The 14,807-nt window shown below is 66.9% G+C and carries 13 protein-coding genes and 1 pseudogene; 8 read left to right on the top strand and 6 right to left on the bottom strand.

All coding sequences use genetic code 11. From position 1 onward, the window contains the following. Positions 1-2,145: 2,145 nt before the first annotated feature. From MMF96_RS05860 to MMF96_RS05850, 3 genes and pseudogenes are all read left to right on the top strand, one after another. Positions 2,146-2,391 (top strand): annotated as a pseudogene (locus MMF96_RS05860) (transposase); the annotation flags it as partial. A 319-nt stretch (positions 2,392-2,710) separates the two neighbouring features. Next, complete coding sequence (locus MMF96_RS05855) at positions 2,711-3,067, top strand: hypothetical protein (RefSeq protein WP_256882871.1); 357 nt, start codon at positions 2,711-2,713, stop codon at positions 3,065-3,067. Continuing rightward, a complete protein-coding gene (locus MMF96_RS05850) occupies positions 3,064-4,053 on the top strand; it encodes a pentapeptide repeat-containing protein (RefSeq protein WP_256882870.1) in 990 nt (329 codons plus the stop codon). The genes MMF96_RS05855 and MMF96_RS05850 overlap by 4 nt, the downstream gene beginning before the upstream one ends. Before the next feature lie 465 nt (positions 4,054-4,518). Here MMF96_RS05850 and MMF96_RS05845 read toward each other — a convergent pair whose 3' ends face one another. Beyond that, the gene (locus MMF96_RS05845; RefSeq protein ID WP_256882869.1) at positions 4,519-5,091 is read right to left on the bottom strand and encodes a hypothetical protein; all 573 of its coding nucleotides are present in this window, start codon (positions 5,089-5,091) and stop codon (positions 4,519-4,521) included. 27 nt (positions 5,092-5,118) lie between these two features. On the opposite strand from MMF96_RS05845, the gene MMF96_RS05840 reads away from it, so the two are divergent. The 3 genes from MMF96_RS05840 to MMF96_RS05835 all read left to right on the top strand — a co-directional run bounded on the left by MMF96_RS05840 (position 5,119) and on the right by MMF96_RS05835 (position 6,225). After that, a complete protein-coding gene (locus MMF96_RS05840) occupies positions 5,119-5,448 on the top strand; it encodes a helix-turn-helix domain-containing protein (protein ID WP_256882868.1) in 330 nt (109 codons plus the stop codon). A 112-nt stretch (positions 5,449-5,560) separates the two neighbouring features. Beyond that, on the top strand, positions 5,561-5,791 hold the full coding sequence (locus MMF96_RS19855; RefSeq protein ID WP_176617254.1) for a helix-turn-helix domain-containing protein: 231 nt from the start codon (positions 5,561-5,563) through the stop codon (positions 5,789-5,791). A 44-nt stretch (positions 5,792-5,835) separates the two neighbouring features. After that, complete coding sequence (locus tag MMF96_RS05835) at positions 5,836-6,225, top strand: hypothetical protein (protein ID WP_256882867.1); 390 nt, start codon at positions 5,836-5,838, stop codon at positions 6,223-6,225. Positions 6,226-6,782: 557 nt separating this feature from the next. Here MMF96_RS05835 and MMF96_RS05830 read toward each other — a convergent pair. The 3 genes from MMF96_RS05830 to MMF96_RS05820 are packed head-to-tail and all read right to left on the bottom strand — an operon-like array spanning position 6,783 to position 9,906. Further along, positions 6,783-7,700: a diacylglycerol kinase family protein gene (locus tag MMF96_RS05830; protein WP_256882866.1), complete on the bottom strand. Its 918-nt coding sequence runs from the start codon at positions 7,698-7,700 to the stop codon at positions 6,783-6,785. Further along, positions 7,697-9,268 (bottom strand): glycerol-3-phosphate dehydrogenase/oxidase, encoded by a 1,572-nt coding sequence (locus MMF96_RS05825; RefSeq protein WP_256882865.1) that lies wholly within the window; start codon positions 9,266-9,268, stop codon positions 7,697-7,699. The genes MMF96_RS05830 and MMF96_RS05825 overlap by 4 nt, the downstream gene beginning before the upstream one ends. Before the next feature lie 2 nt (positions 9,269-9,270). Continuing rightward, positions 9,271-9,906, bottom strand: coding sequence for a TetR/AcrR family transcriptional regulator (locus MMF96_RS05820; RefSeq protein WP_256882864.1), 636 nt, complete (start codon positions 9,904-9,906; stop codon positions 9,271-9,273). A 17-nt stretch (positions 9,907-9,923) separates the two neighbouring features. Here MMF96_RS05820 and MMF96_RS05815 point away from each other — a divergent pair, with 17 nt between their 5' ends. After that, on the top strand, positions 9,924-11,621 hold the full coding sequence (locus tag MMF96_RS05815; RefSeq protein ID WP_256882863.1) for an FAD-binding oxidoreductase: 1,698 nt from the start codon (positions 9,924-9,926) through the stop codon (positions 11,619-11,621). Continuing rightward, entirely contained in the window at positions 11,618-12,445 is an 828-nt protein-coding gene (locus MMF96_RS05810; protein WP_256882862.1) for an SDR family oxidoreductase, read from the top strand. The genes MMF96_RS05815 and MMF96_RS05810 overlap by 4 nt, the downstream gene beginning before the upstream one ends. Here MMF96_RS05810 and MMF96_RS05805 read toward each other — a convergent pair. Together MMF96_RS05805 and ahcY are read right to left on the bottom strand one after the other, a co-directional pair. Beyond that, complete coding sequence (locus MMF96_RS05805; RefSeq protein ID WP_256882861.1) at positions 12,429-13,271, bottom strand: MBL fold metallo-hydrolase; 843 nt, start codon at positions 13,269-13,271, stop codon at positions 12,429-12,431. The two genes, MMF96_RS05810 and MMF96_RS05805, sit on opposite strands and share 17 nt — an antisense overlap. Before the next feature lie 3 nt (positions 13,272-13,274). After that, positions 13,275-14,768: an adenosylhomocysteinase gene (gene ahcY, locus MMF96_RS05800; protein ID WP_256882860.1), complete on the bottom strand. Its 1,494-nt coding sequence runs from the start codon at positions 14,766-14,768 to the stop codon at positions 13,275-13,277. Between the last annotated feature and the right edge of the window lie 39 nt (positions 14,769-14,807).

Genomic DNA, 14,807 nt, shown 5'->3' with positions numbered 1-14,807 from the left:
AAGTAGTTGTCGAAGACCTCAGGATCCCACAGGGCGAAACGGAGGATCCGTCGTTGGCGGCACTACGGCAGCCGGCCTAGGTACTCCCACGCTTGGAGGCCCGCCCGCTTACGGCGCACAGAGAACCTCGCCATCACCAGGTAGCTAACCGAGAGTCCCACGACAATAGAAATCCCCATCAAAATGCTGAACCATGCCGGCATGGTTTGCATGCGGAATGTCGCTATGCCCATGAAAAACATGACTGCCACGCACGCGTAGGCGAGACGGATGTACTGGTATGCGCTTTAGAGCGTTTGTGCAGCTTCAGTCCCGATTCTCGGTTCCCAGTCTTCAGTGTTCACATCATGCCTTCCCCCGCGGCTCACACCGCCTAGTGAACGCCCAGACATGAAGTTGCGCCGATAGAGGATCCGCTGGAGCCAATCCAGCCACTCCCACGGTCCCGGCCGGCCGGCCTGCCGGCAACTACCTCTTGCGCGCCGAAGATGACCTCTCCACTGCCGCTGGCCAATGTTCCGGCTCTAAATGACATAGCAGCCAGGGCGAATCCGGCGCATGCAGAGCGGTCAATTAGACCAATAGCCGAAAAACGCATGCCATTCCGCCGATTGCTGTGCTGACGCCGCCGGCAACCAGCGCCACCGTACCAGCGTGTTTCGGCGACAGCTGCCGCGCCCTCGACACCAGCTGCCCCCAAGCTCCGCAACCAGACCGCCACCCATTGCCACAACGACGACCGCGCCCATCACCACACCAACAGTCGCGACGACCCTCCATGTATCCGAGGACCAAGATCACGAACCAGCAGCCAGTCTGGCGAAAACAATCTCCACCGTCACTCCGATGGCAACGGCAACGCAAGTCCAAACAACGAGGTCACGGAAGATGCTTCCCCGGGCCTACACTGACTGTCGCGGCACTTCCCACTCAGGTTCTTAGACTGTCTTCATGCCAAGAGCATAGGGCGGCTCGAAGGTAAAATACGCCAAAATCGATCCTGAATCTCAGCGCTGGGGTTAATTCCTTCCCGCTCCAGGCTATTTGGTGTTGAGCTAAAATCAGGACTTTGCTGGCTCCGCCTTCTACTTGGGCACCCTGTCGACTCGTGGCTTTGAGGGCCACGTGGTGTACCCCAAACGTCGTTCAGCGTTATACGGGCGCAAAGCAAAGCCGGCAACGATCATGAGGCAGAAACCTGATGCAGCGAAGGCGGAAAGCGGAACCCAGAGCATCCAAGGCTGTGAAGGGTGAGTGTTTCGGCCAATAAAGGCAAACACCACCATGACCACCAGCAATACGAGGACTACCTTGATGATCTGGTTGCACTTCACCCAATAGGACCCCGCGGTGGGCTGGACGGGTTGGTTGCCCCACTCGGCACGAGGCACCACTCGGATAGGTTCCACCTTCAACACCTTATTCGTTGAGTCCATGGAGCAGCGCCGCCATTAACCGCGCCGACTGCCAGAACCTTTTACCTACGAGGAGAATCTGAAAACTGATGCAACGTATGCGAGAAGGACCACATACTCGACCGCGAATAGCGTCTGATAGGGCCACCGTGTCCGTTCTACTTTACCTAATTCTACGGAACGCCTGCCTAACGATTCCACACCCCAGCTCCATGGTGCTGGGCGTTTAACGGCTCTTCGCCTCTAAGCGTGGTTAGGTCCGGCTGAGTTTCGGGTTTTGGGTGTGTCCGGCGTGGCGGGCAATGAGAGACGTCAGGGTCTCTTTGAATTGGTAGCGACCAAGCTTCCAACTTCATAAGAGACCCTGACATGTTCAACTCTACTCCCTGCAGGGACGGCAAATGGTGTGCCCTCTCCGATGCCCTCCTCGGCGTCCCCGGCGTTCACATCACGGCTGTCTCCGAGGCCGCCAGTACCCTGATCGTCCATGTTGAAACCGACCAAACACCGGCTGGCTGCCCTGCTTGCGGCGTTGTTGCCGTTGGCCATGGCCGGCGCCGCATCCGCCTTCATGACGTTCCGTGTTTCGGCCGCCCGTCCGGCTGATCTGGGCCAAACGCTTGTGGCGGTGTCAAGACAAACACTGCCCCAAAAAAGTTTTCAGCGAACACCATCCCCTGGCCGGGAAACGGGCCGTCCTCACTAACCGGGCCATCCGTTGGGCCACCGACCTGGCTGCCCAATCCCGGAAGTCGCCCGGCTCGGACGGAGCCTGCGCGTCTGGAAAGCGGCGGTCCTGGCCTACTTCGATACCGGTGGCGCCTCGAACGGCCACACCGAATCAATCAATGGCGTCATCGAAACCACCCGCCGGATCGCCCGCGGATTCCGCAACTTCGAGAACTACAGAATCAGAAACCTACTCGCAACCGGAGGCCAACGCCCGTACCGGAAGAAATCACCCAACCACGCTTAGAGACGAAGAGCCGCCATGGGACCGCAGGCGGGTGCATCTGCTCGAAGAGTTCGCAATCGCCTGCCCGCGTGGGGAAGAAACACTCGTCAGTCTTCCTCCCCTATCGCACGGGCAATGACTGCTGCATCCCTCGATGACGTCAAGAACGGTGCGCATCACGAGACCATTTGATGCATACAGTTTTCCCCAGATAACAACGGTTGGCTGGCCAACTCTGCCATGGATCAGGCAAGGCTGACGGTTTTAGGCCCGGATAGTACGCCGAGCAAAAACCGCCCGACCCGATCAACAAGTTGATGGACGGGATTAGGATGTGACCATGATGGAGAGCATAGCGAGCCCCCTCCCCACCGTCACTCTGACCTGGCTCAGCTCCCGGGAGGGCGGACGCAAGAGCGGCCGCCCCACGGCTCCGGTCCATGTCCCCACTTGTGTCTTCCCCCTTGGCGGCGAAAAGGCCGTCCAGCCGGGATGGCCCGCAGTAGCCGATGAGATATTCAGCATCCTGCTCGAGGAAATCGGAACCGCTGGAAGTCCAAGCACACGCCGATACAACGTTGACTTCGTGGCCCCTGATCTGGTCGCGCGCTTCGTCCAGCCGGGGGCGGACGTCGTTGTGCTGGAAGGCGGGAAGGTGGTGGCCTTGGGCCGCTTCGACGAGGTCGTCCAGCGATGAGAGGAGATGATGACGATCTTGCCTCGCTGGACGACATGCGGTCATTGCGCGGCCGCTGGTCGATGCGGGAGGGCCTCGTCCTCTCCAAAGAGGTACTCGCGTGGCTGCGCGGGGGCCGCCGGCCGAGCGGCCTCACCGAGCATGAGGGCCGGATCGATCTCCGAGGCTTGGCAGCCGAGCCCCCTGCTCTCACCGGCCGTGTAGGAACAGGCGAGACAGCTTTCGGCGTTCTGGCAGGTGTTGAGCACATCAGGGCCAACTGGGAGCGCTTGGACCTCAGCGGGGCCGTACTGCCAAGCCTCCGCTTCTCCGGAACCTCGATCACCGACTGCATTTTCCGGAAGACATCCTGCCCAGACATGAGGCTCTGGGACTGCACCGTTCGGGATTCTTCCTTTGAAGGTGCCGACCTTCGGGGATCGGCATTGGGAACATGGCACGACCACAAGGCCAACTGCTGGATCAACGTCTCATTCGATGCCGCAGACCTACGCGACGCGCTCTTTTATGGCGGGGAAATCCGATGCTGCTCGTTCCGTGGGTCCAAGCTCGCGAGGGCGCAGTTTCTCCAGGCAACGATCGAGAAGACGGTCATTGCCTCTGACCTGCGGGAGGTCATGTTCGATGGACGGGAACTATCCGACAAACCGACAGCGGGCCCCCTGAGGGATGTCGACTTTTCAGGCGCGGCTTTCGCGGACACAGAATTCCGCGGCTACCGTTTCGAGCGGGTACAGCTGCCTCCTGGCGCCCGGCCCATCCCTAACTACCCGGTCGTGGCGCGAAGAGCGCTGGACCTCGTAGCCGATAATGCTTCCAAGGAGGCCCGGATGCTCACGGGAGAGCTGCGCAACGCACTCAAGATGCTCGGAACACGCGACGCCACAGGGGTCTTCAACCGGGCAGACTATGTCGTGGCCGGAGGAGAAGCACTGGCCGACCTGGCCGAGTCCGTCCTCAGACGGGCCGAGGGCACTCCCGCCTGAGAAGTAGCGTAACCGGCAGAGGTCCCACGCCGGAGTCCTTGAGCCATGGGAGGCTGTGCATGGCTGCCGGGCAAACAAGGCAAGTTCCCAAAGCCAACCGCCGGAATAACTCCCCCCTCGAGACAGCAAACCTTCCCGGGGGGTGCCTTTTGTACATAACCCCCATGACGGAAATTCCACTTGTTCACGTGCCACCCGAAATTTGTGATGTTGCTCGTGGATCCCGGAGTTACGGACCTGGAAACCGGGCTGCGGCCCGCATGAGCGGTAGCCGACCGGCTTGGGCTTTCCCAATCGACTGTCGCGGACTTCGAGCGTCCTGGCTATGATCCCGCGGCTTGGGACATGGTTGCGGCCAGCCGGCAGCAGCCTGCAGTTGCGCTTACTGCCCTTCCACCGGCATTTTCATTTGGTTGATCGGCCTGCCGCGCCACAGCCGGGCCGGTGGCACGTGCGCCAGAGTAGTCAGTAAAGCGCCTCCACGAGTTCTTCCTCACTCACCGGCCACTGAATCTCAGCCGCCCGGCGCTTGGCGTCGTCGATGACCATCCGAAGCGCCGCTGTCTCCGTGGCCGCAGCCGGGCTGGAAGCCAAACGGTCAGTGCCGCCGTCGTGCGTGAGAACGCCGACGCGCAGCAGCGGCCCAAGGGTCAACCGGATGGTTTCCGCGGGCAGGGCCGGAAGGGCGTCGGCCACAAAGTCAATGTACCCGGCCAGGCTGAGGGGCTGGCCGGCGGACAGGGCTACGCGGATGACGTCCGAGAGGATGAAGTGCCCCGGGTAGAGAACGGCCGGCATCCTCGGGCCCAGCACCATGCGAATAAGTTCCGGCGATTTCAGGTCCCGGTCCAGAAGGTGCGGCAGTGCGTCGCTGTAGTCCAGGTAATCGGCATGGACCACGGCCAGGGACTTATCTTCAAAACGGACCACGTGGTACTCAGTCCCGGCCAAGGCATATTGGAGCACCATGTAAAGCCGCGGAAATCCGGATTCCGCCGAAGAATAGTCCTGGATGGCTTCCCTCAGTTTGTTTCCCATCGATCCCAATGCCACTCTGTGGGATTCATGGTCCCGGACCGCAAGGGGTTGGCCGTCACCATCACTCCACGCTCACTCACGTTGACTACGCAACAGGCTGCCGAGCTCTTGGGTGTGACGCGGCCGACAATCGAACGCATCCTCGACGCTGGAAAGATTCCGTTTGAGAAGGCCGGAACGCATCGTCGCATCAAGCTGGAGGACATCCTGTCATTCAAGGAGGCCCGCAAGGCGGAACAATGCCGAGCCCTAACTTCCCTTGGCACACCGGGTGATGAAGACCCGAAAATCGCCCTTGCCCGGATGAAGCACGCCCACACCGAGGCGGGCCTGAGGCGGCGGAGGCAAAGCAAATGAGACCAAACGGCACGGCGCCCGTAGAAGCGCGGCCTGCTCATTGCCTTGAACATTCGCCACACATGTGTGGACGACTATTTCACAAACCACCCGACTACGGCAGTATCGTGCAATGGTTTTGGGAGCAAACGATGTCGCAAAAAGGCTGGGCGTGGGCCCCGAGAGGGTTCGCGAACTAATCCATGAAGGCCGCCTGAAGGCTCAAAAGGTCGGCGGACAATGGGTTGTCGACGAGGGAGACGTCGTCGACAAAATATGGAACAAATCTGCGGGACGACCACTGTCCCCCAAAATGCCATGGCCCTGGCGCAAGCGTTGGAGGGGAAGGACTCGCCTGGTCTAAGCGCAGTGGAGCGACATAGGCTGCGGAGGCATATCCGAAACCTCATGGCTCATGGAAACCCGGAGGGCCAACTGCGGGCGTGGCTGTCAGCCAGCGCCGGAGCAGTAGATTTCGCCATCGGCAATGCCGACATTCCAGAACTTAGGGAAGATCCCAATATCCGGCTCTCCGGCATCTCCGACGCCCGCTCCGGATTACTGCCCGGCAATGAAGTGGAAGCCTATGTAGCGAAGGCCGACCTCGACCGCATCAGGGCCGATTGGTTTCTGGTGCCGGCTGGCCGCGGCCGGCGGGCCAATGTGGTTCTTCGCGCCGTCCATAATATTCCCGATGAGGTGCCGGCCATCTTCTCGGCCATGGACCTTGCCGAGTGCCCCGGTTCCCGGGAGCAGTCAGCAGCCGATTCCATCATCAGGAGCGTCCTTGCCCATTAAACTGCCGCCCATGCTTTCGGAGCAGGAAGAGTCCTGGCGGGCCATTTTCGAAAGCTTCGAAGCACTCCCCGGCCGGAGAGTCCCTTGAAGGGCATCAACATCGATGGCTGCGCGGCAATGCCATGGTCGATGTACTCATTCCCCGATTCACCGGCGAGCGCAGCGAGAGGCGACACGGCGCGACCGGCGGAACAACAATTGCGGCACCGGCGTCCCAGCAGGCTTTCCACCAGGCAGAGTTCGTTGAAGTTCAGGCTGGATCCTCCAACGGCAAGGTCAATCGACCCAATCTCATGGCACTCCCATAGGCAAAGCCGCCGCCCTGGAGATCATGGACAATCCCGGCAGAGAACGCCATGTCACCGCTTTTCTGACACTGGCCAGCGTGGTTACGGCCCGTGATCTCCGTCGCCATCATTACCAGCCAGCGGCACGACGTCACTTGGCTAATATGCCCGGCAACTTAGCCAGGAAGCCGCAGTGGATGGACCTCGTTCCCGAGGGCGCCGAAGGCGTTGAACGCTTGCGAATTTCCCTAACACTCAAAGCTAGGCCCGTCACCCTACAACCCCTGCCCCCTCCGGCACCAGCACCTTGACCGCCCCGGGCGCAATCCCCACCGTCACTGGCAACGCGGATACCCGCTCACCGTCCGCATAAACGTTCAGCGGCCTGTTGGCACTGACCACCACCTCACTCCCCCGCCGCAGGCTGACATTGGCCCGGCCCAGGTGCGCCCCGCGGTACGAGCGCAGGAACGTTGCCACTACCTCCAGGATCGACGCCTTCCCCAGCGAGACCACGTCCAGCAGTCCGTCGTCGGCCCTTGCCTGCGGGCAGATCCGCAGCCCTCCCCCGTACTGGCCCACGTTCCCCACGGCGACAAACCAGCCTGGAAAACTAGTTTCCCGGCCGTCCACGGCCACCGTAAACGTCACGTTCCGCCACTCCCTGAACGCCTTGAGCCCGCCATACAGGTACACAAACGGACCCAGGTTCAGCCGCGCGCCGTTGCCGTATTCATTGGCCAGCCCGTCGAAGCCCACATTGGCCACACCCAGGTACGGGTGCCCGTTGACCAGCCCCAGGTCGAGGTCCCGGACCGCCAGGCGGCCCATGCCCGCCACCGCCTTCACGGGGTCCAGCGGCAGTCCCAGCCGGCGCACCGTGTCGTTGCCCCGTCCCCCTGCCAGCGGAAGCACGACGGCGCCCGACTCCCGCGCCCCTGTGGCGGCGGCCCCGAGGAAACCATCCCCGCCCAGGACGGCCACCACGCTTCCCGGCGCTGCCGCGCAGGCCCGTGCCGTGGCGTCCGCCAGGCTGTCCGTGACACAAGCCGTGGGCGTGTACCCTGCGGCCCGCAGCGCGTCCGCGGTCCGGGGCAGCAGGCGCAGCGCGCGGCCGCGGCCCGATGCCGGATTGGCCAGCAGCAGCACCGGGCCGCCCGCCGGGGCCCGACCAGGCGCCGCGCTCACCCTGCTGCCTCTGCGGTGCCGGTCCCAAAAGTGCCGGCGAGCGCCAGGATCTCGGCGGCCCGGCCGCGCGCCCGTTCGGCATCGGCGGGAACGAAGGACAGCCGGGTGCGCCGTTCCAGCAGGTCCTCCACGGAGGCAGCCCCCTCGGCCCGCACGGCAAACAGCAGCTCGGCGCCGGTGATCTCCGTGCCGTCAAACAGCGGTGCCGCCAGCAGCGGGTCCACCCGGGAAAGCGCCAGCACGTCCGCGGCCTCCGTGCCGTACTTCGCCACCAGCCGGGCCGGCGCGGCCACGTCCGCAAGCTCCCGGACGGAGGCGGCGCCGGCCAGCGGCAGGTCCCGGGTCCGGCACGGGGCGAAAATCCCGAGCCGGCCAACCACGGCATCCACGGCGTCCTGGGCCATCCGCCGGTAGGTGGTCAGCTTTCCGCCCACCACCGTGACGGGGGTGCCGGGCACGTCCCGGACCAGGTGCCGGCGCGAGATGTCGGCCGTGCCGTCCGGCCCCTCGCCGTGCGCGGCCGCCGCGAGGGGCCGCAGCCCCGCAAAGGCGCCCACCACGTCGTCGCGCGCCAGGGGCACGGCCAGGGTGGTGTTGACAATGTCCAGGAGGAAGCCGACGTCGTGCTCCGGGACTGCGGGATGGTGGCCATCGGCGCCGTGGTCCTCCTCATCCGTCAGCCCGATATACACAAGGCCGCCGGGCTGCGGCAGCACAAAGACGTAGCGTCCAAAGTGCCCCGGCACGGCGACGGTGTGGGCGGCGTGCGGATTGCCGAGGCGCTCCGCGCGGACCACCAGGTGGGTGCCGCGGCTGGGTGTCACCGTCAGCTCCGGCTCAAACCCGGCGGCCCACACGCCCGTCGCGTTCACCACCACCTTCGCCCGGAGCTGCAGCGGCGCCCCGGTCCGGACGTCGACGGCGTCCACCGTGGTGTCCGTGAGGGCCGCGGCCCTGACGTCGCGCAGCACGTGCGCGCCCAGGCCGGCGGCCGTCCGGAGCACGCCGAGCACCAACCGGCAGTCGTCCACCGCCTGCCCGTCCCAGTACAGGATTCCGCGGCGCAGCGCCTGCGCATCGAGGGCCGGGACCAGGGCCGCCACAGCCTGGCGGGACAGCAGCTGGGGCCGCGGCAGCACCGTGCCGTCCGTCCCGGTCAGCCGGCGCATCACGTCATAGAGGACCGCCCCGAACCCTTCCGCCCCCGATTCCCAGGCCGGGGCGCCGCGCGTGACGGGGATGACGAAGCCCAGCGGCCGGACCAGGTGCGGGGCGATCCGTTCGATGAGCCGGCGCCGCTCCACGGCCGATTCCCACGCCACGGCAAAATCCCCCTTGGCCAGGTAGCGCAGTCCGCCGTGGATGAGCTTGGAGCTGTAGCCGCTGGTCCCCGAGGCAAAGTCCCCGCCCTCCACCAGCGCCACGCCCAGTCCCCGGCTCGCGGCGTCCAGGGCCACCCCGGCGCCCGTAATGCCGCCGCCCACCACGGCCACGTCCAGCGTGTGTGCGGCCACGTGCTCCAGCGAGCGCCGGCGGGTTTCATCGTTGATCCACGTCCGGTTGTCCATGTTCAGGCCCTTCCCGCCGTGGCGTCCGACGGCGTGAGGTAGCGTTCCAGCATCGTCCCCAGTTCCGCCAGGGCGGCGTCAAACGCGCCGGTCCGGATCAGGACCCGTGCGGACAGCGCCACCCCCTGGACCGCCAGCAGCAGCGCCGTGGCGGTGCCGGCCCTGGCCTCGATGCTGCCGTCGGCCGTGCCGGCGTCGAGCAGTGCGTGCAGCTGGTCCAGGACGATCTGCTGGCTGGCCCCGAAGCGGTCCGTCACGTACGGGACCAGGAACTCGGGGTCCCGCTCGGCAATGGAGGCGACCAGCTCCGAGGTGGCAAAGACCCTCACGCTTTCCACCGCGAAGTGCACCAGCTGGGCGCGCCCGGTGCCGGCGGGAGTGCCGGTCCGCACAGCGCCGGCCCGGCTGCGGAACTCCTCGGTGAGGGTGGCCAGCACCGCGTTTTCCACCGAGCCCATGCGGCGGTAGAACGTCATGCGGGAGATGCCGGCGCGCTCGGCAATATCGTTGACGGTGGTGCGCCGCACGCCGTGGAGCACCACGGCGTCCCGGGTGGCCGCCAGCAGCTTCGCCTCGGCCGGCGGCGCCCCGGCACCCGATGCCCCGGCCCGCGGCATGCTGGTACGGTGTGACTCCATGTGTCACACTGTATCCCATGGTGACCCAGCTCACAGAAATTATTTCCCGGTCCGTCTGGTACGGCTGGGGCGACCCCGCCCGCGCCAGGCCCCTGGACGCGCGGACCCTCAGGCACCTGCGCCGCATGCTCCGGCTGGAAAGCGTCGACGCCAGCCACCCGCCCGTCAACCTCGCCGACGTCCGGGTGGGCCCCGTGCGCCTGGACCAGTCCGTGCTGTCGGAACTGCGCGCCATCGTGGGCCCGGGGCACGTGTCCACCGCGGCTACGGAGCGCATCCTCCACGCCGGCGGCAAAAGCACCCCGGACCTGCTGCGCCGCCGCAGCGGGGACGCGCTCGGCGCCCCGGACGCCGTCGTCTTCCCCGGCAGCAGCGACGAAGTGGGCGCGCTGCTGGCCCTGTGCGCCCGGCGGCAGCTGGCGGTGGTGGCCTTCGGCGGCGGCACCTCCGTGGTGGGCGGGGTGGAGCCGCTGCGCGGGGGCCTGGCCGGCGCCGTCACCCTCGACCTGCGCCGCATGGACCGGCTGCTGGACGTGGACCCGCTCGCCCGCACGGCCACCTTCGAGGCCGGCATCCGGGGCCCGGCCATCGAGGCCGCACTGGCCCCGCACGGCTTCACGCTGGGCCACTTTCCGCAAAGCCACCAGGAGGCCACGCTGGGCGGCTACGTGGCCACCCGGTCCGCCGGCCAGGCATCCACCGGCTACGGCCGTTCCGACCAGCTGGTCAAGGCCGTGCACCTGGAGACCCCCGCGGGCCCGTTCGACGCCGGCTCCCTCGCGCCCGGTTCGGCGGCCGGGCCCCGGCTGCTGGATGTCGTGGTCGGCAGTGAAGGCACGCTGGGCGTCATCACCCGGGCCACGGTCAAGGTGTCCCCCGCGCCGGAAAGCAAGGTCCACGGCGCCTGGTCCTTCCCGTCCTTCGGTGCCGGGGCGGAGGCCCTGCGGCTGTTGCGGCACCACGGTGTCCGGGGCGACATGCCGCACGTGTGCCGGCTCAGCGACACGGAGGAAACGGCGTCGACCTTCCGGCTGGGCGGCTGGAAGGCCGGAGCGCTGTCCCGCTACCTGGCGCTTCGGGGGCAGCAGGCCCCGGCGCTGGCGCTGTTTGTGTGGGAAGGCGACGCGCGGGAGGTGCGGGCCCGGCGCCGGCGCAGCGCGCGCATCCTGCGGCGGGCCGGCGGCATCCCGCTGGGACCGGTGCCCGGGAAATCCTGGGAACACGCCCGGTTCGCCGGCCCCTACCTGCGCGACAGGCTGCTGACCCGCGGCGTGTTCGTGGAGACGCTGGAGACGGCCGCCACCTGGGGGCGGCTCGCGGACACCTACGGCAGCGTCCGCCGCGCCATCCAGGAGGCCCTGGAGGCCCGCGGCGCCGCGGCCCACGTCCAGACGCACATTTCCCATGTGTACCCGGACGGCGCCTCCCTGTATTTCACGTTCCTGGCCGGGCTGGAGGAGGACGGGCTGGCGCAAAACGCGCGGGTGAAGGCGGCGGCGTCGCACGCCATCCTGGCCGCCGGCGCCACCATCACCCACCACCACGCCGTCGGCCTGGACCACGCACCCTACCTGGCGGCCGAGATCGGGGGGCTCGGCGTGCGCGTGCTGCGCAGCATCAAGGACACGCTGGACCCGTCCGGCATCATGAACCCCGGCAAGCTCATCCCGGCGCTGCCGGGCGAAACCGCAACCAACACGGAGGAAACACCATGACCCTTCAATCCCTGGCCGGCACCACCGTCCTGGTCACCGGCGCAGCCATGGGCATGGGCAGGATGTACGCCGAACTGGCGGTGGCCGACCACGCCAAACACGTGGTGCTGTGGGACATCAACGCCGAACTGCTGGCGGCGGCCGCCGCGGAACTGTCCGGGCGGGGCACCGAAGTCCACAGCTACGCGGTGGACGTGGGCAGCCTCGAGGCGATCGAGGCGGCGGCGGAGAAGGTGCGCAATGACGTCGGCAGCCCGGACATCCTCATCAACAACGCCGGCATTGTGCGCGGCAAGTACTTTTGGGAGCACGACCAGCGCGCCGACATTGCCGCGACCATGGCCGTCAACACGCTGGCGCTGATGCACATCACCCGCGAGTTCCTGCCCGCCATGATCGCCGGCGGCCGGCCGTCCCGGATCGTGAACGTGGCCTCGGCCGCCGGGCTGCTCGCCAACCCGCGCATGAGCGTGTATTCATCCTCCAAGTGGGCCGTGGTGGGCTGGAGCGACTCGCTCCGGCTGGAACTGGCGCAGGCCGGCCACCGCCACATCAAGGTGACCACCTTCTGCCCGTCCTACATCAAGACCGGCATGTTTGAGGGCGCGCGCGGGCCGCTGCTGACCCCGCTGCTGGAACCCGGCGACGTGACGAAACGGGTGTGGCAGGCCATGAAGGAGGGCACGCCGATCCTCATGATGCCCTGGACGGTGAAGCTGAGCACGGCCCTGCGCGGCGTGCTGCCCGTGGCCGCCTGGGACCTGGTGGCGGGGCGCGTCTTCGGCGTCTACAGGTCCATGGAGCACTTCACCGGGCGGAAGTAGCACCCCGCAGGTAGTCCAGCTGCGCCTGCACCGAAAGCTGCGCCGCGCCCTGCAGGTTCGCCGGCACGTCCCCGTACACGAGGGCTGCCACCGCGGCGGCGGCGGGCTCCCCGCCCAATTGCTCGACGGCGGCCCGCACCTGGGCGAGCCGCTCCTGCCGGTGCGCCTGGTAGGCGGCCGCGGCGGCAGCCAGGTCCGGCAGCACCGGCCCGTGGCCCGGCAGCACGGCGACGGGCCGGCCGGCCGCGGCGTGCGCGCCGGCCGCGCCGGCCAGGGCCCGGGTGCCCAGGCCATGCAGCTTCCCCAGGGAGTCCAGGTAGTCGCCCAGCCGGCCGTCCGGGTAGTCGAGCACGGTGCTTCCCTGGCCCAGCACGGTGTCGCCGGTGAGCACCTGGGGGGTGCCGCCGTCGTGCTTCAGGGAGGGGTCCTTCAGGACAAAGCAGACCGAGTCCGAGGTGTGGCCGGGGGTGGCGAGCACCTCGATTTCCACGCCGGCGGCACGGATCAGCTCGCCGTCGCGCAGGGGTGCGCCGCCGTGGCAGAAATCCGGGTGGGCGGCGCGGACCGGGGCGCCGGTGAGCTCGCGGAGGCGGGCGCTGCCCTCCGTGTGGTCGGCGTGCCGGTGCGTGACGAGGATGAGCTCCACGGGGCCCGCGGCCAGCGCGGCCAGGTGGTCCTCGAGCAGCGGGCCGGGGTCAACCACCACCACGGTGGCGGAGCCGGGCGCGGCCAGCACGTAGCTGTTGGTGCCGTCCAGCGTCATGGGACCCGGGTTGGCCGCGCGCAGGGTGCGGCTGAGCGGGCCCGTCTGCTGCCAGTCCGCCATGGCCTAGTACCGGTAGTGGCCGGGCTTGTAGGGGCCCGCCGGGTCGAGGTCCAGGTAGGAGGCCTGCTCCGGGGTGAGCTCGGTCAGCTCCACGCCCAGGGCGGCCAGGTGCAGGCGGGCCACCTTCTCGTCGAGAATCTTCGGCAGCACGTACACCTGCTTTTGGTACTCGTCGGTGTCCGTCTTCGTGAAGATCTCCACCTGTGCAATGACCTGGTTGGTGAACGAGTTGGACATGACGAACGACGGGTGGCCCGTGGCGTTGCCCAGGTTCAGCAGGCGGCCCTCGGAGAGCACGATGATGGAGCGCTCCCCTTCCGTGCCCTTGTCAAAGACCCACTCGTGGACCTGCGGCTTGATCTCCACTTTTTCCACGCCGGGAATCCGGGCCAGGCCGGCCATGTCGATCTCATTGTCAAAGTGGCCCACGTTGCCCACGATCGCCTTGTTCTTCATCTTCAGCATGTCCGCGGCCGTGATGATGCCCAGGCCGCCGGTGGTGGTGATGAAGATGTCGCCCTGGCCGATGACCGATTCGAGCCTGGCCACCTGGTAGCCGTCCATGGCGGCCTGGAGCGCGCAGATGGGGTCGATCTCGGTGACGATGACGCGCGAGCCCTGGCCGCGCAGGGCCTCGGCCGCGCCCTTGCCGACGTCGCCGTAGCCGCAGACCACGGCCACCTTGCCGCCCAGCAGCACATCGGTGGCGCGCATGAGGCCGTCCGGCAGGGAGTGGCGGATGCCGTACTTGTTGTCGAACTTGGATTTCGTGACGGAGTCGTTGACGTTGATGGCCGGGAACAGCAGCTTGCCCTCGGCGGCCAGCTGGTACAGGCGGTGCACGCCCGTGGTGGTTTCCTCCGTGACGCCGTGGATCTGCGCGGCGATCCGCGTCCACTTTTGGCTGTCCTTTGTCAGCGATTCGCGCAGGGCGGCCAGGAACACGGCGCCTTCCTCCGAATCCGCGTCCGTGGTGTCCGGGACCTTGCCGGCGGCCTCGAATTCGGCGCCCTTGTGGACCAGCATGGTGGCGTCGCCGCCGTCGTCCAGGATCATGTTGGCGCCCTTGGCCGGGTCCGTGTCCGCGCCGGGCCAGGTGAGGATCTGCTGGGCCGTCCACCAGTAGTCCTCCAGGCTCTCGCCCTTCCAGGCGAAGACGGGGACGCCCTGCGGTTTTTCCGGGGTGCCCTTGCCGACGACGATGGCGGCCGCGGCCTCATCCTGGGTGGAGAAGATGTTGCACGAGGCCCAGCGGACCTCGGCGCCCAGGGCCGTCAGCGTCTCGATGAGCACGGCGGTCTGGACGGTCATGTGCAGGGAGCCGGCAATGCGGGCGCCCGCCAGCGGCTGGCTGACCTTGTATTCCTCGCGCAGGCTCATCAGGCCCGGCATCTCAAATTCGGCCAGGCGGATCTGGTGCCGGCCGGCGGCCGCCAGGGTGATGTCGGCGACCTTGTAGTCTTCGGGGCTGAGGGTCTTGACAGCGGTGGTGCTCATGGGTGTGTTGTCCTTTGCTGGGCGCGGGGTTGTTCGGGA

Source organism: Arthrobacter sp. STN4 (assembly GCF_024539665.1).
In the GTDB taxonomy this organism is placed as follows: domain Bacteria; phylum Actinomycetota; class Actinomycetes; order Actinomycetales; family Micrococcaceae; genus Specibacter.
The sequence above is the reverse complement of the archived record's forward strand: the minus strand, read 5'-3'. Positions and strand labels throughout refer to the sequence as shown.

Coding starts and splice junctions, on each gene's coding strand:
- MMF96_RS05855 (WP_256882871.1), top strand. CDS start 2,711: ATGATGGAGAGCATAGCGAGCCCCCTCCCCACCGTCACTCTGACCTGG.
- MMF96_RS05850 (WP_256882870.1), top strand. CDS start 3,064: ATGAGAGGAGATGATGACGATCTTGCCTCGCTGGACGACATGCGGTCA.
- MMF96_RS05845 (WP_256882869.1), bottom strand. CDS start 5,091: ATGGGAAACAAACTGAGGGAAGCCATCCAGGACTATTCTTCGGCGGAA.
- MMF96_RS05840 (WP_256882868.1), top strand. CDS start 5,119: ATGGTCCCGGACCGCAAGGGGTTGGCCGTCACCATCACTCCACGCTCA.
- MMF96_RS19855 (WP_176617254.1), top strand. CDS start 5,561: ATGGTTTTGGGAGCAAACGATGTCGCAAAAAGGCTGGGCGTGGGCCCC.
- MMF96_RS05835 (WP_256882867.1), top strand. CDS start 5,836: ATGGCTCATGGAAACCCGGAGGGCCAACTGCGGGCGTGGCTGTCAGCC.
- MMF96_RS05825 (WP_256882865.1), bottom strand. CDS start 9,268: ATGGACAACCGGACGTGGATCAACGATGAAACCCGCCGGCGCTCGCTG.
- MMF96_RS05820 (WP_256882864.1), bottom strand. CDS start 9,906: ATGGAGTCACACCGTACCAGCATGCCGCGGGCCGGGGCATCGGGTGCC.
- MMF96_RS05815 (WP_256882863.1), top strand. CDS start 9,924: ATGGTGACCCAGCTCACAGAAATTATTTCCCGGTCCGTCTGGTACGGC.
- MMF96_RS05810 (WP_256882862.1), top strand. CDS start 11,618: ATGACCCTTCAATCCCTGGCCGGCACCACCGTCCTGGTCACCGGCGCA.
- MMF96_RS05805 (WP_256882861.1), bottom strand. CDS start 13,271: ATGGCGGACTGGCAGCAGACGGGCCCGCTCAGCCGCACCCTGCGCGCG.
- ahcY (WP_256882860.1), bottom strand. CDS start 14,768: ATGAGCACCACCGCTGTCAAGACCCTCAGCCCCGAAGACTACAAGGTC.